Origin of the sequence: Microcoleus sp. B3-D7, assembly GCF_036705305.1 — a bacterium.
Classification (GTDB): domain Bacteria; phylum Cyanobacteriota; class Cyanobacteriia; order Cyanobacteriales; family Microcoleaceae; genus Microcoleus.
Map to the genome: position 1 here is coordinate 116,456 of NZ_JAUBUE010000007.1, position 17,923 is coordinate 134,378.

Here is a 17,923-nt window from a genome sequence, read left to right on the forward strand (position 1 = left end):
TTTGGGATGTTTATGAAATTCGAGTGGGATGAAAACAAGGCTGCGGTAAATTTGCCCAAGCATGGGTTCTCATTTGAGGAAGCCAGAACGGTTTTTGACGATCCCCTCTACATAGATTTCTAAGCTCCGGATCGGTTTGATGAAGAAGCTCGCTATATTATTGTTCGAGAGTCCTCGCAATGTAATTTATTGATAGTATCGTATACAGAAAGAGCAGATTTTATTCCTATAATTAGCGCCAGAAAAGTAACAAGAGTGGAGCGAGAAGTTTATGAAGAAGGATGAAACAGGGATGGACGATGATCTTCGGTCGGAATATAATTTGAGGAAGTTGCGTGTAAGAAGGGTAGGATCTGGAGGAAAGACCTTTGGTGGTGTAAATATTCGTTTAGAACCGGATGTTGCAGAGATGTTTCACGATTCTGAAGCAGTAAATGAAGCTCTGCGGTTTTTGATTAGAATTACTGGAGAAATTGACACAGCCAAGAAGTTTCAACCCCTCAGCGAAGAACAAAAGATCGCCCAAAGTCTCGCAGCCTTGCAAGATTACCAGACAAACAAGACGGGCATTGGGCACGATCGGGTTAAGCAATGGGCAGATAGTCTAGGGCTAGATCGGGAATTGCCATGCCCTCAGTAATTTGGACGCGCCCAGCCCTAACAGCACTTTCTTATCAAAATTAATTATGCACATTACTGATAGCGATCGCGCTTCCATTCGCTCAGTCGTAGAACAGCAACTGCAAGCATTTCAAAAAGACGATGCTGCTGGGGCTTTTGCCTTCGCCAGTCCCGGAATTCAGCAGCAGTTTCGCACGGCAGAAAACTTTATGCACATGGTAAAAATTGCCTATCAAGCTGTCTACCGTCCGCGCTCGGTATTATTTGAAGACCTCGCCAATGTAGAAGGAATTCCCGCTCAGCCGGTGCTGTTGCTGGACTCGGAAGGCATTCCAATCCGAGCCATTTATCTCATGGAAAAACAGTTTGATAATAGTTGGCGAATTAACGGCTGTTATTTGGTTTCCCTAACAGCACAATAAGTTATGCTTACTTTTAGGCAGAGCTTTTTTTGCTAACTCGCAGCATCTTATTCCCGCCTTTTTGAAACTCATAAGGAGCCTCTTGAATTTCTACACTAAAACTTCTCTTTTTCAATTCTGCGATCGTCGGATTTAAGTGATCGGATTCCTCCCCGCTAAAACTCTGCAATAGAGGGAATACCCGGACTTCCTTCGCAACCCGACACATTTCTGTAATAGCTTCCCGATGAAATTCTTCGGAAAGCAGGTGAGAATAAGCAAATAAGAAATGGCTGCACAAAGCTAAATCGAATTGACGGTTCTCGAAAGGCAAAACTGGCAGCTCAGCATTAATATATCGACCTTGCTGCAAGCCTGATGGAAAATCTTCTAAAAATTCCTGCATCGCCTTCATTCGCACTTCGCCTAGCTGGTATGGCGATTCAAAATTATTCCACAGGTAGCCGTCTAAATTGGCTTTAACACCGTCAATCACAGTTTGATATGTTTCTTGGATGCGATCGCCAATTTCTACCGCAGTAAACTGATACACTGGATCGCAAGAAATTACCTTTTTACCTTGGCGAGTCATTTCGGCATTGAAACTCGCCGGGCCGCCCGCACAATCAATAATTGCTAGCTTGAGGTCACTTGATGTCAAGCTAAACATTCCTATGTATTCATCCAAGCAGCGTCCCCAGGGAATTACTTTATCCAATTTTAGTGACACTTGTCTTTGTCCTGCAGATAGAATTATTTAACATTTTACCTCAAATCAGGGTGGTTTTTTCCTATCCCCTTTCTTTGGTGGGTTGATTTGTATCGCGAGTTATGTATGAAAAATTTTGCTCAAACGAGAGCCTAATCCTGAGAACAGTTGGCAGGCTTTACAGTTTCTTGACAAACAAGGTGCAAAATAGTTAAGTGCGATCACACAATTTTTATGCTTCCACCTGTGGATTTTGCAGCGAAGCGAGGCTACACTGGACAGCAGGGAAAATAAACTAAAATCAACTAGCTAAATTGCTCTCGTTCATTGGCAGGCTGCAACCAGGGAAGAAAGATGAAACATACCGTTCAAACCGCTACAAGTCTGAGTTTGTCAGCACTCCTGGTGCTATTGAGTTCGCTGCCCACTATAGCTCAGTTGCCTGCCGTCAGAAATCCTGCGCCCGCTAGGAACCCAAACCAACCGAGAGTACCGCCGCCGCCACCTCCGGGTTCGAGTTTGCCACCGAGCGGCAATCTTGGTTCGCTGACACAAGAAGCAGCTTATACTTTAGGCCCGGGCGATCGCATTGCTTTAGAGATATTCGGGGTCCCTGAATTCAGCAGAGAATATCAAGTGTTAGTTGACGGGACGCTCAATTTGCCAATCATTCGCAGCGTCTCAATTCAAGGGTTGACCCTGCAACAAGCTGCTAACGTGATTACCCAGCGATACGAACCCTTCATCAATGTTCCCGTTGTTACCGTGACTCTGGTCGCCGCTCGCCCCCTAAATATAGGTCTTGCCGGTGAAGTTACTCGCCCGGGTTCCTACAAGATTAATCCCACTAGAGAAGGAACCGGAGGAGGAGTAAAATTCCCGACTTTGATGGAAATGCTGCAACTTGCACAAGGGGTGACATCAGCAGGAGATATGCGAAATGTCCAAATTCGCCGTCCCCGCAGAGGCGGGCCGGCTCAAGTTACTACTGTTGATTTGCAGGATTTTTTAGACACGGGAAATTTGCGTCAAGACGTTACCATTCGAGATGGAGATACAATTTTTGTACCGACAGCAAGTGCTCTCAATACTCAAGAAGTCCGTCAAAGAGCCAGTGCTAATTTTTCCGCTGATATTACTAAACCAATTGGGGTAGTAATTGTCGGGGAAGTAAACCGGCCGGGGCCTTATACTGTATTTGCTTCGGATGTGCGATCGAGCAACCAACAAACAGAGTTGAGTTTTGTATCTATCGACCAACAGCAAGGAGCAGTTGTGGGCTTACCAACAATAACTAGAGCACTGAAAATTGCTGGTGGTATCACTACAGAAGCTGACATTCGCCGCGTGCAAATCCGCCGCCGAGTCAGAGGCGGCAATGAACAAACTATCATGGTAAATCTGTGGGATTTACTGCAAAAAGGCGACGCAACTCAAGATATCTTGCTGCAAGAAGGAGATAGCGTAATTATCCCGACAGCAGCTACTGTAGACTTAGCTGAAGTTTCTCAAGTGGCAAATAGCAGTTTTTCTCCGAACGCGATTAGCATCAATATTGTAGGAGAAGTAATTAGGCCTGGGGCTTTACAGGTGCGGCCTAGTACATCCCTGCACCAAGCTTTACTGACGGCCGGCAGTTTCAATCAATTGCGGGCCAAAAAAGACAAGGTAGAACTATTGCGATTGAACCCCAACGGTACTGTTTCTCGCCGCACGATCGAGGTGGATTTTGCTCAAGGGTTGAATCCTAATAATAACCCCACTCTCCGCAACAACGATGTGATTCTGGTAGCGCGATCGGGCTATGCTAGGGTAGCAGATAATATCAACAGTTTCTTGCAGCCAATAACAGGAGTAGCAACTGGGGTTAACACTGTTAGCAGCGTTTTTACTGGGTTTCAAGCAACTATCAACGCTTTTCAAAACTTATTTTTGGGAGGGGATTTCGATCGGCGAAATCAGCTCAGACAGCTTCGGGAACAACGTCAAGACAGACAAGAGCAACGTGAAGACCGGTTGCTAGAAAGAGAGCAACAACGTCAAGATAGATTGCAGCAAGCAGAAGACAGAAGACTGCAACTTGAAGACAGAAGACTGCAGCTTGAAGACAGACAGCGGCAAATAGATCTTGAGAATCGGCAAATTCAAATCCAGGAGCAGCAACTTCTGCTCGAGAATCAGCAGCAGCAAATGCAGCCACAGCAAATGCAGCCACAGCAAATTCAGCCAACTACTCCTTGATCAGACTCGGGGGTTGAAAGTTAGCCACCCTCTTTATGAATCGGCAGTTGAAACCGCTGCATAGAGTCAAACGAAGTCCAAGCAAAGGGGGACTAAGAAAAAAAGGGGGTATTAAAACCGGATTTGCTATTACAGGGCACATCCCAAATCTACGGCAAACATCCTAGGCTTTGCTGATTTACGGTATGAAACGCCAAATATGCCCCTCATATAAACCAGTATCAACAAAGCTTTTGGATTTTAAAGCTATTTTCTTCATACCCTGATTAAGCAACGCCACTTTGAGATTGCTTCACTGAGTTCGTTGGGCGACAGAAATACGTTACTTTTGCGTGAGTCCTGTAATCCTAACAATTCGAGCCTTGAAAGGTATAAGTTGGTACATCAAAGGTAAAGGTTCGATTGACATTGTTCCCCTTTGTCCATGTCCCAAACTACATCAATCATGAGAATTTTTTGTATTCGTGAAAATTAATCAACCTTCTGCCTGCAACAACTGTGGCTGCAAAACCTGATTTAATTTGCCGCTGCGAAACCCCTCCAAATCCAAAGTCGCGTACACAAAACCAAACTCCTGAAACACCGCCACCAATGCAGGCAAATCCGTATTTAGCACAAACTCCTGAATCTCCTCTGCGGGTAACTCAATGCGTGCCGTATCTCCGTCCGATCGCACTCGCAAATTTTTCAGTCCCAACTGCCGCAAATACCGTTCAGCGCGCCCCACTCTTTGCAACTTTCCAACAGTGATTTCTTCGCCGTAAGGAAAGCGCGAACTCAAACAAGGTTGAGCCGGTTTGTCCCACCAAGGCAAACCCAATTCTTTTGCCAATTGCCGCACTTCAAACTTAGTAATTCCTACTTCGGCTAAAGGCGATCGGGCGCCGCGTTCCTTCGCAGCCTGAATTCCGGGACGATAATCCTTTAAATCGTCAGCATTCACCCCATCAACCACATAAGGATAACCCTTTGCTAGTGCTAGGGGTTTCAAAGTATCGTGCAGTTCGCTTTTGCAGAAATAGCAGCGGTTAACCGGGTTAGAAGTGTAATTGGGATTTGCCATTTCCTGAGTTTCTACTTCCTCGTGGGCAATGCCAATTTCTGCAGCTTGAATCCGCGCATCTTCTAAATCTTCTGGCAGTAAAGACGGCGAAACTGCCGTCACTGCCAAAGCGCGATCGCCCAACACATCAAAAGCGATTTTTGCCACCAAAGTGCTGTCAATTCCGCCGGAGTAGGCAATCAAAGCCCGTTCCATTTGTGCGAAAATATCTTTTAATTGTTCGAGTTTTTCCACTAACATAATTTCAATTTTTGTTACTGCTAAGTTATCGCAATCTAATTTACAGGGTGATTTCTCTTCAACATCTTTAGGACTTACGCACGATTGTTTAGAAACCGGGTTTTTTTTTACGAAAAGACGCGTTGTAGACCGCAGATTCGTTAACAAACCCGGTTTCTGGGCCCCGAGGCCTAAGTCCCGATCTTGTGGGGAGGGCAGAAAAGCCCGCCCAAAGGTACTATTTAAATACAGAACAGCTTATTCGGGATCAATTAAAAGTTTGAGTTTTAGTCGAGATTTCTGAGCGATCGCCTCCTTGATATTTTAGCGTGATAATTTGATAGATATACTCAAACTTTTGAAAGTAGGGCAGGCGCGTTTTAAAATTCCCTACGGGAAAATATGGCGATCGCTATTGACAGCAGCAGCACTACATACAGCAAACCGTAGCCAGCATCTGTAATCAAACCTGCTAAGTAAGGAACTTGTCCGTAAACAGCATCGTTTCTCAAATTGAATCTGGCTAAATCCGGCAAAACGAGATAAAGTCCCATCATCAATTGTTCAAGGCCAGGATTTTTAGTTAACTTGCCCAAAGCCACTAAATCCCGCGTCGAATGTCCCATTAAATAAACGCCAAATGTCAGTAAAGTCGCCAGCAGGGAACTGCTAAAAACCCCAAATAAAATCCCGACACCAGCCATCAGACACAGCTCAAACCAGATAAACAGCGAAGCGATTAAAATGCTTCCCAAAGGGAAAGGAATGCGGCTCAAACTCAGAATAGCCAGATAGATAACAGTCATTGCCGCTACAAGCACCGCCAGCACCGCCGACAACCCTAAGTGCTTGCCCAGAATTAATTCAGCCCGACTTATCGGCTTAGCAACTAACAGGTAAACAGTGCGCTTTTCTATTTCTTTGTTGACCAATCCGGTAGCCACAAAAACTGTGGCAATTAGACCGAGAAGGCTCATAGCAGCCAAACCGACATCTAAGATAATTTTCTTCTCGGTTGTCGCCGCCAATTCCGGTATCAACCGTACCGAGGCGCCCATCAACAGAGCAAAAATAATAATTAAGTAAAGGATGCGATCGCGAATTACTTCCCAAAATACATTGGTCGCGACTGTCAAGATTCTTCTCAAGTTCATCTAATTATTAACCCGCTGGAAACTTTCGCAATCAATACTTTAATATAAGGAAGAAGGAAGTTCGGCAAGGAAGCAGTGTAGGGGATTTAAGGGATTTAACGGATTGGATGTTGAAGGAAGAAGTCCGAGGTTCGAGGGAAGATTCTCCCCGATCTCCTACTCTCCCCATATGCGTCTCTCAGGTTCGGATACTCTCCCCATCTCCCCGTCTTCCCCTTTCTTCTGAAACACTTTCCTAACTGCGTGAGACAGGCTCAAACTTGACTGTCGCCCGCCGTTCCATCTTTTTTCTGTCCGGGTTGAGAGCGTTTGATGGCACCGCAGGTTACAGTCGCCCTATTGCCTATCTCGAACACCTCGCAAGATTTGGTAAACGAATATGTTTCCGGTCTAAAAACCAGCCCCAGCCAAATTGCCTCCATCTCTAACTGATAGCGGGAATCTCCTTGGACGATCGAAGTTTTGACATCCCACTTCGCATCTTCTGCGACTACCCCAGTTGTTTTTAAGGCTTGATTCCGCAGAAAAAACCGCTCGTTGTCCATATCTATTAACATTTGCTCTACCTGCGCCCACGGTTTTGTGCGGGCTTCATTTTGTAGGTATCGCTCCATTGCATTGAGGATAACAACTCCTCGGGAGCGATTAATAGTTGGCTGTTGAAATGTCACCACATAATCGCTTTGCCTCAAATCCTGGGATAAAACGCTCGGGTACTGTCGTATCCAACCTTGAATTAAAAAGTGAAAAGCAAACCAACAGGAAAACAGCAGGTGAACTAGAGTAATGATCAAAAACTGAGGGCGCACCAACGACCTGATACCTTCCCGTTTTGACTCGCTATTCCAAACCTCTATTGTAGCAAGAACTACTACTGCTATAATTGGGCCGCATATCCATGCTATTTCCTTCCTATCCGACGGCAATCTTACCAGCAACCACAACCCAATTAAAATGCTGGTCACCCACGGACTCAGACTTACTCCTTTAATCACAAAAGGTTGCTGGCTGGTCAGCAGACCCATTGAAAGTGTAAAAAATAACCAGCTCATATCAAAAAGTAGAGTTCTCGTCCGCCAGTCAGTGACTGCCGCCACTGTCAGCAAAGCTAAAAAGATGCTGAGTAGTAAAGGAGTCTTCCAGTGAACAACTTTAGGCGGAATCATCGCCTTTTGGATTTTTTTATTGGTTTCCCAAAGGTTGTTCGTCAGCTTAGTGAGTTGCTGAGTGACATCAAAAAATTGCTTCATCATAAATTTCAATAGACGCTTTGCAAAAACAACACGGTTAAAATAACGATATTGCTAACAGTGTGGGCGATTAAAATTCCCCCAAACTGGGTAGTTACTTGAAAAGTTTTTTTGGTAGGACGGCGGGTGAGGGTGGGGGGTCCTAAAAACTGAGGTTTGGAAGCTTTTTTATTGCCAGAAACCATGTTTTCTATGAATTCTAATCCCTGCCATTTAGCTAGAAAGGTTACTGCTAATACTGAGAGTGCTATCATAGTTATTGGAGCGTAAACATTATCCGCACGTCCTAATAAAATATAACCGATCAGCTGTTCCCGCAATTCTTTGCTAAGAACGCTTTCAATGCCGAAGAAAACTAACCAGCCTACGCAAGTGCAAGATAGATTGAGGATGGCTGTATATTCAATGCTGGTTTTGGGGCCGAGTTTAAGTAGTTTTTGCAAAAACCACGATTCGATCGCGATCGCCAAAAACATAATTAAAATTTGCACCAAAACAGTCCGAAATGGGAAAACACTCGCAATCATAAGCCTTTAGGTATATCAGTCCGTGTTAAATTTTAATTGTACAGCACAAACGCAATAATCTTAACCGGAGGTTTGAGCACCTAATTGCGTTAGATCGCTGCTTAAAAGATTGGGGGTTAGAAGTTATCGTATAATCTGTTGAGATCCGCCAACAGAATGGAAAAATTAAACATTCAAGGCGCGCGATCGAATACCCACCCCGATACAGACTCAAACAACTGCTGATTATGGTAAGGAATGGCATTGGTATTCGGACAGCCTCATCCCGGTCGGAACGCGCCGCGGGTCAGATTCACGTTTACGACGGCGCGGGTAAAGGCAAGTCTCAGGCAGCTTTGGGAGTAGTGTTGCGGTCGATCGGGCTGGGTATCAATTCTGACTCGCCTACGCGAGTCTTGTTGCTGCGCTTTCTTAAAGGCCCCGGCCGCTCCTACGACGAAGACGGGGCAATAGAAGCCTTGCAACGGGCATTTCCGCACTTGATCGACCAAGTGCGTACCGGCAGAGCCGAATATTTTGGGGCCGAAGCAATCACCCGCTTTGATCGGGCAGAAGCTCAGCGAGGCTGGGATATAGCCAAAGGGGCGATCGCCAGCGAGCTCTATTCCGTCGTGGTACTAGACGAACTAAACCCCGTATTGGACTTGGGTTTGCTGCCAGTTGACGAAGTAGTCCAAACCCTCAAAAACAAACCAGAATATTTAGAAGTCATCGCCACAGGCCGAGCGGCCCCGGAAGCTTTGCTGGAGATTGCCGACTTACACTCAGAAATGAAGCCCCACTATCACCCCGCAGCGGCAGAGAATCATATTTCCGGTATCGAAATATACACCGGAGCGGGCAAAGGCAAGTCTACAAGCGCTTTGGGCAAAGCTTTGCAGGCAATAGGTAGGGGTATCAGTCAAGACCAATCTCACCGGGTGTTAATCGTGCAGTGGCTCAAAGGCGGCACCGGTTATACAGAAGATGCGGCGATCGCAGCTTTGCGCCAAAGCTATCCACAGCTAGTAGACCACCAGCGGTGCGGCCGAGATGCTATAGTTTGGCGGGGGCAACAGCAAGAGCTAGACTGCATAGAAGCAGAACGCGGCTGGGAAATCGCCAAATGTGCGATCGCCAGCGGCTGGTACAAAACGATTATTCTCGACGAACTCAATCCCACAGTAGACTTAGAACTGCTGCCGGTAGAGCCGATCGTCGAAGCCCTGCTACGCAAGCCGCGGGATACAGAAATTATTATCACCGGGCGTTGCCACAAACCCCATGCTTACTTTGACTTGGCAAGCGTACACTCCGAGGTATACTGTCACAAACACTACGGCGATCGGGGCGTAGAACTAAAGCGGGGCGTAGACTTTTAAAGCCCGGAGCGGTACGCAGTTCAATCCGGGTCAGAATTATTAAATGACGACCCTGCCTGGAAAACCGGAAATTGCCACAAAGCCTTGTTACCAAGTAACAAATCTCCCAATTTCCCTTGTCTTCCCGATCACCCAGATCTGCCTTTTTTAATCTTTAATTTCCTCCCCCGGACGCGATCCCCGACCGCAAATCCAGAATGGAACATTAAGAATATGAGCCTCGTCTTAAGAGAGCGTGAGCACCTGAGACAGTGCACCAGGATTATTAAAGGGTGAAGACTTTGAAAATAAAAGCTTACAAGCAAAAAATCCGCGAGGGAGAAAGTCTAGACAGGGTTAACGCCAGTAGGCTAGACTTGCGGCTGGCAAACAGGTTAAACTACAGCGGAATCCAAACATTCGGTGTTCTAGGCAGTGTCTGTAGTCGCACCAGCGATGACCAACAAGTAGAGGAGTGAAGCTTTATGACAACGTTAGATGACAATCCTAATCAACTAGATTTAAACCTTCCGGGACTAGGGCCGGATACAGTATTCGCCGGAGAGGGGGCGGATTTCGTTAGAACTTCCACCCTGGGCGGCAGCTTAATATTTGGCCAAGGCGATAACGATACTCTGATTTCAGTTGGCCCGAACGATACCATATACGGCGGCGACGACGAAGATTCAATCAGATCCCAGCGGACTCCGGCTTTGCTGTTTGGCGACGCAGGCTCGGACACCATAATAGCTGAAGCCCGCGCTACCCTGGCAGGCGGCGAGGGAGAAGACATCCTCCAAGGTACTGTCGAAGCTAACCTGATGTTTGGTAATCAGGGCGCAGATACGATGCTAGGAGGAGCGCAGAGAGGAGATTCCCTCTACGGCGGTAAGGACAATGACGCGATCGGCTTCTTCATCGCAGGCGGTGGCAACAACCTCTCTTTAGACGGTGGTTTGGGTATTGGCTTCGCTGGCAATGAAGGCAGCAACTACTTGCGGGGTGATTTGGGCGACGACTTGGTTGTAGCTATCAATGTAAGAGACAGTCTCTTTGGCGGTAGAGGCAACGACACCCTAAGAGGTGTGGCCAGCAACAGCTACCTGTCGGGCGATAATGACGACGACATCTTATTCATTACCAACCGTACGCAAAGCAGCCCGTTTGCTCCGGGGAGCGCCATCACGATCGGCATTGAGAGAACCACCTTGATTGGCGGTGGCGGCAACGATTCTCTCTACGGGGCGATCGGCGAGTTTGAAGCCGGCAGAAACTTCTTTGAGGGCGGCGACGGCAACGACACGATCACGGTTTTTGCCACGCAGGATACCGCTTTGGGAGGTGCAGGCGACGACTTCATCGAGTCATCCAGGGTATTGAATCTAACTTTGAGCGGAGGCGCCCAGAGTTCATTTGGAGGCTTCGCGGGTCGCAACTTGCTCGACGGCGGAGTAGGCAATGACACGATCGTTGCAGCTTTTGTGACGGATACAATGATCGGCGGTGAAGGCAACGACAGCCTGAGCGGTACCTTTACTAACGCAGCCGGTGGAGATGGCAACGATACTATCGATGCTACCAAGGCCATTTTTGCTGGTACTGGTACTGCTTTGATTACTCTCGAAGGCGCGCTGGGCAACGATCTGTTAATTGGCTACACCACTCCTACTACTGGCAGCAGCTTCACCGTCACCAACCTCATGAACGGTGGCGAGGGAAGTGACACCATCATCTTTGGCAGCGCGCGCGATCGCGTGATTGGCAACGTTGCGGGTAACGACTTCATCTCCTACGCTAGCGGCGTCAGCTTTACCGGTCTTACAGCGCCAAACTTGATTAGCGATACCTTAGGCAGCAACTTCATTATTGGTGGCAACGGCACTGATGTGGTCACTACTGGTAACGGGGATGACATCCTGTTCGGCGACTCCTTCAATGCTACCGACTCCCTCGCCGGGGACGATACCTTAAATGCCAGTGCCGGGAACGACACCATGCTGGGGGGCTTTGGTAAGGACTATTTGATCGGCGGCGACGGTAACGACTCTCTCGGCGGCGGGCCTGGTGCTGACACCCTGATTGGTGGCTCCGGCAATGACAGCTTCTACTACAACAACTTCGGCGAGGGCGCCGTGGGTACTGACACAGACCAAATCGGCGATTTTACGATCGGCCAAGACAAGTTTATCTTCCAAATCAATGGCTCCAACGGCTTCCCCAACTTGAGGGGAGTGCAAAATACGAATCGACTTTCTTCGCAGGCGTTCTTGGCGCTTGAGAGTGGGGAGTACAACGGCAGTTTTGGTCCAGCCGGGGCGGTCGGGGGAGAGCCGTTCGTCTTTTATGAAAATTCCACTGGACGACTAGGATATGACTCTAACGGTTTTGGTAATGCTGGCGGAGTAGTTACGCTGGCAAATCTGAATGGCAGACCGGGCATTACGGCTGCTGACATTACCCTGATTTAATTTGGGTAAAAGTGGGTCGGGTCGATGCTGAAACATCGCCCGCGCCAACTCTCAAAACAAATAGTGCTTTGTTTCGAGCTGGGGATATCCATCCCTGGCTTTTTTATTGGCATTGGGAATTGGCCATCAGGGATTGGGCATTGGGCATTGGGTATTGAAAGGAAGGGCAGATTCACCGATCCATTTTCCCACCCATCAATAATGTTGATAAACTAGCCACCCAACTCAAAGACGATATAATTGACATTTGAGTAAAAGTCGATTATCGTAGCAGACTAATATTCTATTTTATTCTTCAAAAACAGTTATTAATAGTGAAACTTTCCAATAGTCATCTAACAGATTTAGGCAATAAAATAGAATAATATTCTTTAAATCATAATCATCAAGAAGGAAAAAACAAAGCTGTTTTGTTTGCCAGTAAGTTAGACATTACCATAAAAAATGCTGAAATGCTCAAACAGGCTTTAAAAGAAGCTGCTATCAACGAAGATGTTGTTATTTTAAAAAACAATAAATACGGAACACATTACAACATGAAATTCTTGCTGAAAACCGAAGTAGAGGAATCTCTGATTCTAGCAGCTTGAATCGTCCGCGCAGGTGAAAATTTCCCCATAGTAACACGTTGTTATCCCGTAAAAAAGTGAGGTAAAAACAATGAAAACAATTAAAAATCTTGATATTGTTGCTTTAACTGAAGATTTAAAAGCTATCCATTTTGAAACAAAACAAATCATTAAATTATATAAAGGAGAAATAGGAACAGTCGTGGTGGAATTTGATGGCAGTGCTTTGGAGGTAGAATTTTCTCATCAAGGTGACACAACTTATGGAATGGAAACAATTCCCGCCACAAAATTAATGCTTTTGCATTATGAATTACTAGAATCTGTAGGGGCGGTTCGCCGATGAATTTTGCCACGCACCAATAATGTTGATAAACCCGCCCCCACCCAACAAACAACACCGATTAAGCATCGTCGCCCAACCGTTAAATTCAATTAATTCTGAATTTTGGGCTGGGGGAGGCGGGTTTATGAGATGGTTAGTTTTGGGCAATTATGGTTGGTAAAACCTGCCCCAAGATATTGGTACAAGTGATTTAAACTCATTATAAAAAAAATCCCGCAAACATATCGTTGGCGGGATTTAGTAGGCAGGAAACTTGTAGGGAATACTGTTACTAAGTTCGGTCTACAATCTCTTTTGCTTTATCTTTGAGGTCTTCTTTCAGGTGAATAGCTGATGCTTCATCCTGCTTGGCTTGACCTTCTAATTTATCTTTCTGATTGCCGGTAACTTCGCTAGCAGCTTCTTGGATTTTGCCTTCAATATTCTTCGCTGTTGCTTCGACTCTATTTTCAATGCTCATAATTTTTTATTCTAACTCTACAACTATTAATATATACTTTTAAATTTGAGTCTATATCCCTCTTTAGATAGATTTGTTATTACCTTTATTTCTATATTAAAGGTTCGATTGGAATTTCCACAAGTTTATTTCTCGAAGAAAAACCGGATTTAACGCCGATCGCAGATTTCGGCACTTTAAACTTTTTCGCCAACAGCATGATTAATTCTTGGTTTGCTTTACCATCAACGGGCGGCGACTTGAGATGTATTATGAGGCTGCCGTCGGGTTGTTCTGCGATGCTTTGCTGTTTGGAACTCGGTTTAACTTTGACTGTGAAGATAGTCATACTTCGACTTTCTCTAAATGTTCGATCTTCGTTCCCAAAACTTTCAGGAATTCAGCCAGCCAGTTAGGATGTGCTGGCCACGCGGGGGCGGTGACTAAATTGCCATCGACTACGGCTTCGGTAACGGGAACTTCTGTATATTTGCCGCCGGCCCGGAGTACGTCGGGGCTGCAAGCGGGGTATGCGGTGCAGCGTTTGCCTTCGAGTACGCCGGCGGCGGTTAGAACCTGTAAGCCGTGACAAATAGATGCGATCGGCTTTTTGCTGTTGGCAAAGTAGCGGGTAATTTGCAGCACTTGTTCGTTGAGGCGGATGTATTCTGGGGCGCGTCCTCCGGGGATAATCAAAGCGTCGTAGTCGGCTGGGTTGATTTCGTCAAAAGTCGCGTTTAAAGTGAAGTTGTGACCGGGTTTTTCGCTGTAGGTTTGATCGCCTTCAAAGTCGTGAATTGCGGTGCGAATCGTTTGGCCTGCAGCTTTGTCCGGGCAGATGGCGTGGACGGTGTGACCTACCATTTGCAGTGCTTGGAAGGGCACCATTACTTCGTAGTCTTCTACAAAGTCGCCGACTAGCATTAAGATTTTTTTGGCTGTCATGTTTCCAACTCCTGTTATTTTGATTTGATTAAATAGGATTACAAAAAAATGCGGGGCAGTTAAAAAGCTTGCCCCGCAAGCTATTCTGGAATCTAGAAACCGTTGCGTCCCCAAATGACCATTGAAATTGAGAAGGAGAACAGAACTAGCACCGAAACCCAACCGAGTGACAAAATATCCATAGCTATTTATTGAACAAACTGTACAAAGTGACTCCAAACCTTATGATAAGTCAATTTGAGCCATTTTTGAAATGAGGGCGCTGTGAAGGATTCGTCAAATTTTAGTGCCGCTGAACGGGTAGAATCTTTGAAGGCAGGGAGTGTTGCTGCTTTGTCTTGTTTGCTGGGTTTTGGGGCGATCGCCCTTGGTAATAGCTTAATTCTAGCGGATAAGTTGGATTCTCTGGCGAGTTTGCAGGTAAGGGAAATTGACCTAAATTTTGCCTTCAGAGGGGCGATCGCACTTTTGGGCGGTTTTTTGTTCGGCGTGACTTACCGCTATGCGATTCGCCGAGATGTTAACCCGCAGCTTAAATCTGGTGCGGTGTTGGCTTTTGGGTTGGTGCGGGCTTTTGGACAGTTGGATGCTGGATTGTTTTTTGAACCCGGGAAGATGCCCGCCCTACAGGAGTTATTGCCGTTTGCGGTTCGCGGTGCCGAGAGTGTGGTATTGTTTGCGATCGCGGGTTTGGTTTTGGATTGGGCGATCGGGCGATCGTGGATTAAGCCTTTCGATTCTTGAGTGCCAAATCTTGCAGCATTTTTATGAACAGGCAAGATGCCTGTTCCACAAAAGTTCAATTTTCTTGTCGGGTGGGCTTCTAGCCCGCCCAAAAAATACAATTTAGATGCGAGACAGCTTATTTTGCGCTAAACCCGCCCCTAAAGATGTAATACTTCAAATTCTGGATTGCCGTAAAGCATTTGCCTGTCTACCGCCGACAAAACTTTATTGTTAGCAGCATCAGACACTAAACACTGACAAACTAGCTGCGCTACATCCGCCCGGTTAATAGTTCCAGCAACTCGACAATCTTCTGTTAAAATACCGTTGCCTGTTGCAGGTTCCGATTTTAGTCCGCCCGGACGAATCACTGTATAAATCATCCCGCTTTCTATCAAATGATTTTCGGCTTTTTCTTTCTCAATTAAGACCGGACCCAAAGTTTCCAAAACCTGCGGTTGCAAAGCAGCGGCACTGTTACCGCTACCGATGGATGAAACTAAAATAAATTTTTGCACGCCTGCTTGGAGGGCCGCATCAATCAAGTTTTTGTTGCCCAAATAATCGGCTCTTTCTCCATCTTTTGGCAAGCCGCCAATTGTGCTGATTACGGCATGAATTGGCTCACCGCCAGCCATCGCAGTTTCGATAGCTGCTGCATCCAAAGCATCGCCAGTCACGACTTTGATGCCCATTGCTTCTAATTCGGTGCTGGTTGCGGGCGATCGCAAAAGTGCTGTTACTTGCATTTTTTGGGCTGCCAGACATTTCGCGATTTCTAAGCCGAGGTTTCGACTAGCACCAGCTAAAAAAATGTGGAATTTCTCTGTCATATCAATTGTGATTTAATTGGTGCAGAAATAGGTTTATTTGACTGTGGGTTATTATACAACAATCCTCTGTTAATTGGTGAATTATTTTTTTTATTTAACCGCAGAGGGCACAGAGTACGCAGAGGAAGAGAGGGGAAGGGTTGGCAATTACCTATTCCCAATTTTCCATTTCCGTTAGATTTTTTTGCCCACTATTACTACCCAAGATTGAGCTTCGCGGGGTAAGCCGGGGGGACGATAGTAGTGATTGACAATTGCAAATCCCGCTTGTTCTAAACAAGGCGCTAAAGTATGATATTCCCATCCGGCAGTATAGCGTTTTCCCGTCGGCCGCTCGTCGTATCCCTCCCAATTTCCCCGACACATTGACATGACAATTGCACCGTTAACAACTAAGGCTTTGTGCAAATCTTGCAGCACTTTCACCATTTCGTCGCTGGGAACGTGAATCAGGGAAGCATTGGCAAAAATACCGTCAAATTCTGCTTTTGGCAAATCTAGATTCAGAAAAGATTGCTGCCAAACTTCGCATCCCGATAACTTCTTAGCTATTTCTACAAAAGCTGGAGTTGCATCTAAGCCTACAACTGTGTGTCCTTGGCTCTTGAACGCTACTAAATCTCGTCCCGGGCCGCATCCTATATCGAGAATTTTACCGGGATTGCGCGGCATAGCAGCGGTCAGTGCCTCGCGATTTTGGGATACGTCGTGATGCCAAGTTCCTTCTCGGAAAGATTCGGCAGTTAGCTGGTATTCTGCGATCGTAATTTCTTCGCGTTTGTCCACAATTTTCCCCTCTTGTATTATTTTAGATTTTAGATTTTAGATTTTAGATTGAAGAATGTCAACCGTAGAATAAGGGTTTCGGGCTACAATCTAAGAACTTACGGCTTACGCATTTGCTACCTCAGAAACCAAGTTTTTCTTCCCCATTCGTAAACGTGAAATATAGATATTGGGTAGGGACACGGCAGTGCCGTGTCCTCCTCTATTTCATCCGATTGACTCCTGGTATAAAAGTTAAACAACCAGGGTTTTTTGTTCGGATTTTGTAACTGCTGAATCAACTTCTAAGAGAGAACCTTCAGGGGATTCGATCGCAAATCCCGCATCTCGAATCATGTCCCAATCTTGATGTGCAGCTTGTCCGGGAGTTGTCAGATAATCGCCAACAAAGATAGAATTAGCAGGGTAGAGTCCGAGAGGTTGCAGCGATCGCAAATGCACTTCTCGTCCCCCAGCAATCCGAATTTCTTGGCTAGGGAGCAAAAATCGGAACAAACAGAGAATTCGCAAACATTGGCGGGGAGTTAACCTGTTCACATCTGCAAATGGCGTGCCGGGAATCGGAATGAAAAAGTTGACCGGCACGCTAGTAACGCCCAAGTTGCGAAGCGAAAGCGCTAAATCGATCGCATCATCATCCGATTCGCCCATCCCCAAAATTCCGCCGGAACAAGTTGTGATTCCCGCTGCTTTTACGTGTTCGACGGTTTCAACCCGATCGCCAAAAGTGTGAGTCGTGCAAATGTCCGAGTGATATGATTCGGAAGTATTGAGATTGTGATTTACGCGATCGACTCCAGCTTTTGCCAAACGGTGAGTTTGTTCCTCGCTCAACAATCCCAAACAAGCGCAGATTTTCAGGTTATGATTTGCCTTCACAGTTTCGACAGCATCCAAAACGCGATCGAAAGTAGATGGGCTAGGTTGGCGCCCAGAAATCACCAAACAAAACGTACCAGCTTTTAAATCTGCTGCGCGTTGGGCGGCATCCAGAATTTTCTCCTTAGCTAAAAGCGGATATTTCTCAATTTCCGCAGTCGAAATTTTTGACTGAGAACAATAATGGCAATCTTCAGGACAAAGACCACTTTGAGCGTTTAACAAATAGTGCAGCCTGACTCGGTTTCCCCAGTAGTGGCGGCGCACCCGATAAGCTGCATTTAGTTGTTCAAGCAAAACCTCATCCGGTGCGCGCAATACGGCTAAAGATTGCTCGCGAGAGATACATTTGCCCGCCAGCGCGTCGTCAGCCAAATCGTTCCAATTGGGTAAAATCATTACTAAAA

19 protein-coding genes and 2 pseudogenes are annotated in these 17,923 nt (G+C 46.2%); 9 read left to right on the forward strand and 12 right to left on the reverse strand.

Annotated elements, in window-relative coordinates; translation table 11 throughout:
• The first annotated feature begins 12 nt into the window (after nucleotides 1-12).
• The 3 genes and pseudogenes from QUB25_RS07830 (at nucleotide 13) to QUB25_RS07840 (ending at nucleotide 1,043) form a co-directional block, all read left to right on the forward strand.
• Nucleotides 13-285 (forward strand): annotated as a pseudogene (locus QUB25_RS07830) (BrnT family toxin).
• Nucleotides 272-640, forward strand: a complete 369-nt coding sequence (locus tag QUB25_RS07835) for a hypothetical protein (protein ID WP_333182631.1) — start codon at nucleotides 272-274, stop codon at nucleotides 638-640. The pseudogene QUB25_RS07830 and the gene QUB25_RS07835 overlap by 14 nt, the downstream one beginning before the upstream one ends.
• A gap of 46 nt (nucleotides 641-686) precedes the next feature.
• Nucleotides 687-1,043, forward strand: a complete 357-nt coding sequence (locus tag QUB25_RS07840; protein ID WP_333182632.1) for a DUF4864 domain-containing protein — start codon at nucleotides 687-689, stop codon at nucleotides 1,041-1,043.
• Between the two features lie 13 nt (nucleotides 1,044-1,056).
• Here QUB25_RS07840 and QUB25_RS07845 read toward each other — a convergent pair whose 3' ends face one another.
• Nucleotides 1,057-1,752 carry a class I SAM-dependent methyltransferase gene (locus tag QUB25_RS07845; protein ID WP_333182633.1) on the reverse strand — a complete coding sequence of 232 codons (696 nt, stop codon included), beginning with the start codon at nucleotides 1,750-1,752 and terminating at the stop codon, nucleotides 1,057-1,059.
• Nucleotides 1,753-2,085: 333 nt separating this feature from the next.
• On the opposite strand from QUB25_RS07845, the gene QUB25_RS07850 reads away from it, so the two are divergent.
• Nucleotides 2,086-3,972 carry a polysaccharide biosynthesis/export family protein gene (locus tag QUB25_RS07850; RefSeq protein ID WP_333182634.1) on the forward strand — a complete coding sequence of 629 codons (1,887 nt, stop codon included), beginning with the start codon at nucleotides 2,086-2,088 and terminating at the stop codon, nucleotides 3,970-3,972.
• 475 nt (nucleotides 3,973-4,447) lie between these two features.
• On the opposite strand, the gene larE is transcribed toward QUB25_RS07850, so the two are convergent.
• From larE to fraC, 4 genes are all read right to left on the reverse strand, one after another.
• Nucleotides 4,448-5,275, reverse strand: coding sequence for an ATP-dependent sacrificial sulfur transferase LarE (gene larE / locus QUB25_RS07855; protein WP_333182635.1), 828 nt, complete (start codon nucleotides 5,273-5,275; stop codon nucleotides 4,448-4,450).
• A gap of 359 nt (nucleotides 5,276-5,634) precedes the next feature.
• Nucleotides 5,635-6,408 carry an ABC transporter permease gene (locus tag QUB25_RS07860; protein WP_333039375.1) on the reverse strand — a complete coding sequence of 258 codons (774 nt, stop codon included), beginning with the start codon at nucleotides 6,406-6,408 and terminating at the stop codon, nucleotides 5,635-5,637.
• Between the two features lie 254 nt (nucleotides 6,409-6,662).
• Nucleotides 6,663-7,661, reverse strand: coding sequence for a DUF5357 family protein (locus QUB25_RS07865; protein WP_333060314.1), 999 nt, complete (start codon nucleotides 7,659-7,661; stop codon nucleotides 6,663-6,665).
• A 5-nt stretch (nucleotides 7,662-7,666) separates the two neighbouring features.
• A complete protein-coding gene (gene fraC / locus QUB25_RS07870; RefSeq protein WP_333182636.1) occupies nucleotides 7,667-8,185 on the reverse strand; it encodes a filament integrity protein FraC in 519 nt (172 codons plus the stop codon).
• 227 nt (nucleotides 8,186-8,412) lie between these two features.
• On the opposite strand from fraC, the gene QUB25_RS07875 reads away from it, so the two are divergent.
• The 4 genes and pseudogenes from QUB25_RS07875 (at nucleotide 8,413) to QUB25_RS07890 (ending at nucleotide 12,908) form a co-directional block, all read left to right on the forward strand.
• Entirely contained in the window at nucleotides 8,413-9,546 is a 1,134-nt protein-coding gene (locus QUB25_RS07875) for a cob(I)yrinic acid a,c-diamide adenosyltransferase (RefSeq protein ID WP_333182637.1), read from the forward strand.
• A 464-nt stretch (nucleotides 9,547-10,010) separates the two neighbouring features.
• Nucleotides 10,011-11,993 carry a calcium-binding protein gene (locus QUB25_RS07880; RefSeq protein WP_333182638.1) on the forward strand — a complete coding sequence of 661 codons (1,983 nt, stop codon included), beginning with the start codon at nucleotides 10,011-10,013 and terminating at the stop codon, nucleotides 11,991-11,993.
• Between the two features lie 377 nt (nucleotides 11,994-12,370).
• Nucleotides 12,371-12,583, forward strand: a pseudogene (locus QUB25_RS07885) (DUF6883 domain-containing protein); the annotation flags it as partial.
• A gap of 70 nt (nucleotides 12,584-12,653) precedes the next feature.
• Nucleotides 12,654-12,908 (forward strand): DUF4926 domain-containing protein, encoded by a 255-nt coding sequence (locus QUB25_RS07890; protein WP_333182639.1) that lies wholly within the window; start codon nucleotides 12,654-12,656, stop codon nucleotides 12,906-12,908.
• 271 nt (nucleotides 12,909-13,179) lie between these two features.
• Here the strand turns inward: QUB25_RS07890 and QUB25_RS07895 are convergent, their stop codons facing one another.
• From QUB25_RS07895 to petN, 4 genes are all read right to left on the reverse strand, one after another.
• Nucleotides 13,180-13,368, reverse strand: a complete 189-nt coding sequence (locus tag QUB25_RS07895; RefSeq protein WP_333182640.1) for a CsbD family protein — start codon at nucleotides 13,366-13,368, stop codon at nucleotides 13,180-13,182.
• A 91-nt stretch (nucleotides 13,369-13,459) separates the two neighbouring features.
• The gene (locus tag QUB25_RS07900; RefSeq protein WP_333182641.1) at nucleotides 13,460-13,696 is read right to left on the reverse strand and encodes a DUF167 domain-containing protein; all 237 of its coding nucleotides are present in this window, start codon (nucleotides 13,694-13,696) and stop codon (nucleotides 13,460-13,462) included.
• Nucleotides 13,693-14,292, reverse strand: a complete 600-nt coding sequence (locus QUB25_RS07905; RefSeq protein WP_333060307.1) for a DJ-1/PfpI family protein — start codon at nucleotides 14,290-14,292, stop codon at nucleotides 13,693-13,695. The genes QUB25_RS07900 and QUB25_RS07905 overlap by 4 nt, the downstream gene beginning before the upstream one ends.
• 92 nt (nucleotides 14,293-14,384) lie before the next feature.
• Nucleotides 14,385-14,474, reverse strand: coding sequence for a cytochrome b6-f complex subunit PetN (petN, locus tag QUB25_RS07910; protein WP_071883976.1), 90 nt, complete (start codon nucleotides 14,472-14,474; stop codon nucleotides 14,385-14,387).
• A gap of 82 nt (nucleotides 14,475-14,556) precedes the next feature.
• On the opposite strand from petN, the gene QUB25_RS07915 reads away from it, so the two are divergent.
• Complete coding sequence (locus tag QUB25_RS07915; protein WP_333182642.1) at nucleotides 14,557-15,036, forward strand: hypothetical protein; 480 nt, start codon at nucleotides 14,557-14,559, stop codon at nucleotides 15,034-15,036.
• A gap of 140 nt (nucleotides 15,037-15,176) precedes the next feature.
• Here QUB25_RS07915 and QUB25_RS07920 read toward each other — a convergent pair whose 3' ends face one another.
• The 3 genes from QUB25_RS07920 to bioB all read right to left on the reverse strand — a co-directional run bounded on the left by QUB25_RS07920 (nucleotide 15,177) and on the right by bioB (nucleotide 17,915).
• The gene (locus QUB25_RS07920; protein ID WP_333182643.1) at nucleotides 15,177-15,851 is read right to left on the reverse strand and encodes an SDR family oxidoreductase; all 675 of its coding nucleotides are present in this window, start codon (nucleotides 15,849-15,851) and stop codon (nucleotides 15,177-15,179) included.
• 174 nt (nucleotides 15,852-16,025) lie between these two features.
• The gene (locus QUB25_RS07925) at nucleotides 16,026-16,637 is read right to left on the reverse strand and encodes a class I SAM-dependent methyltransferase (RefSeq protein ID WP_333182644.1); all 612 of its coding nucleotides are present in this window, start codon (nucleotides 16,635-16,637) and stop codon (nucleotides 16,026-16,028) included.
• Between the two features lie 234 nt (nucleotides 16,638-16,871).
• Complete coding sequence (bioB, locus tag QUB25_RS07930; protein ID WP_333182645.1) at nucleotides 16,872-17,915, reverse strand: biotin synthase BioB; 1,044 nt, start codon at nucleotides 17,913-17,915, stop codon at nucleotides 16,872-16,874.
• Between the last annotated feature and the right edge of the window lie 8 nt (nucleotides 17,916-17,923).

Excerpts from the sequence above, each read along its gene's own strand:
- QUB25_RS07835 (WP_333182631.1), top strand. The coding sequence starts at position 272 with ATGAAGAAGGATGAAACAGGGATGGACGATGATCTTCGGTCGGAATAT.
- QUB25_RS07840 (WP_333182632.1), top strand. The coding sequence starts at position 687 with ATGCACATTACTGATAGCGATCGCGCTTCCATTCGCTCAGTCGTAGAA.
- QUB25_RS07850 (WP_333182634.1), top strand. The coding sequence starts at position 2,086 with ATGAAACATACCGTTCAAACCGCTACAAGTCTGAGTTTGTCAGCACTC.
- larE (WP_333182635.1), bottom strand. The coding sequence starts at position 5,275 with ATGTTAGTGGAAAAACTCGAACAATTAAAAGATATTTTCGCACAAATG.
- QUB25_RS07860 (WP_333039375.1), bottom strand. The coding sequence starts at position 6,408 with ATGAACTTGAGAAGAATCTTGACAGTCGCGACCAATGTATTTTGGGAA.
- QUB25_RS07865 (WP_333060314.1), bottom strand. The coding sequence starts at position 7,661 with ATGATGAAGCAATTTTTTGATGTCACTCAGCAACTCACTAAGCTGACG.
- fraC (WP_333182636.1), bottom strand. The coding sequence starts at position 8,185 with ATGATTGCGAGTGTTTTCCCATTTCGGACTGTTTTGGTGCAAATTTTA.
- QUB25_RS07875 (WP_333182637.1), top strand. The coding sequence starts at position 8,413 with ATGGTAAGGAATGGCATTGGTATTCGGACAGCCTCATCCCGGTCGGAA.
- QUB25_RS07880 (WP_333182638.1), top strand. The coding sequence starts at position 10,011 with ATGACAACGTTAGATGACAATCCTAATCAACTAGATTTAAACCTTCCG.
- QUB25_RS07890 (WP_333182639.1), top strand. The coding sequence starts at position 12,654 with ATGAAAACAATTAAAAATCTTGATATTGTTGCTTTAACTGAAGATTTA.
- QUB25_RS07895 (WP_333182640.1), bottom strand. The coding sequence starts at position 13,368 with ATGAGCATTGAAAATAGAGTCGAAGCAACAGCGAAGAATATTGAAGGC.
- QUB25_RS07900 (WP_333182641.1), bottom strand. The coding sequence starts at position 13,696 with ATGACTATCTTCACAGTCAAAGTTAAACCGAGTTCCAAACAGCAAAGC.
- QUB25_RS07905 (WP_333060307.1), bottom strand. The coding sequence starts at position 14,292 with ATGACAGCCAAAAAAATCTTAATGCTAGTCGGCGACTTTGTAGAAGAC.
- petN (WP_071883976.1), bottom strand. The coding sequence starts at position 14,474 with ATGGATATTTTGTCACTCGGTTGGGTTTCGGTGCTAGTTCTGTTCTCC.
- QUB25_RS07920 (WP_333182643.1), bottom strand. The coding sequence starts at position 15,851 with ATGACAGAGAAATTCCACATTTTTTTAGCTGGTGCTAGTCGAAACCTC.
- bioB (WP_333182645.1), bottom strand. The coding sequence starts at position 17,915 with ATGATTTTACCCAATTGGAACGATTTGGCTGACGACGCGCTGGCGGGC.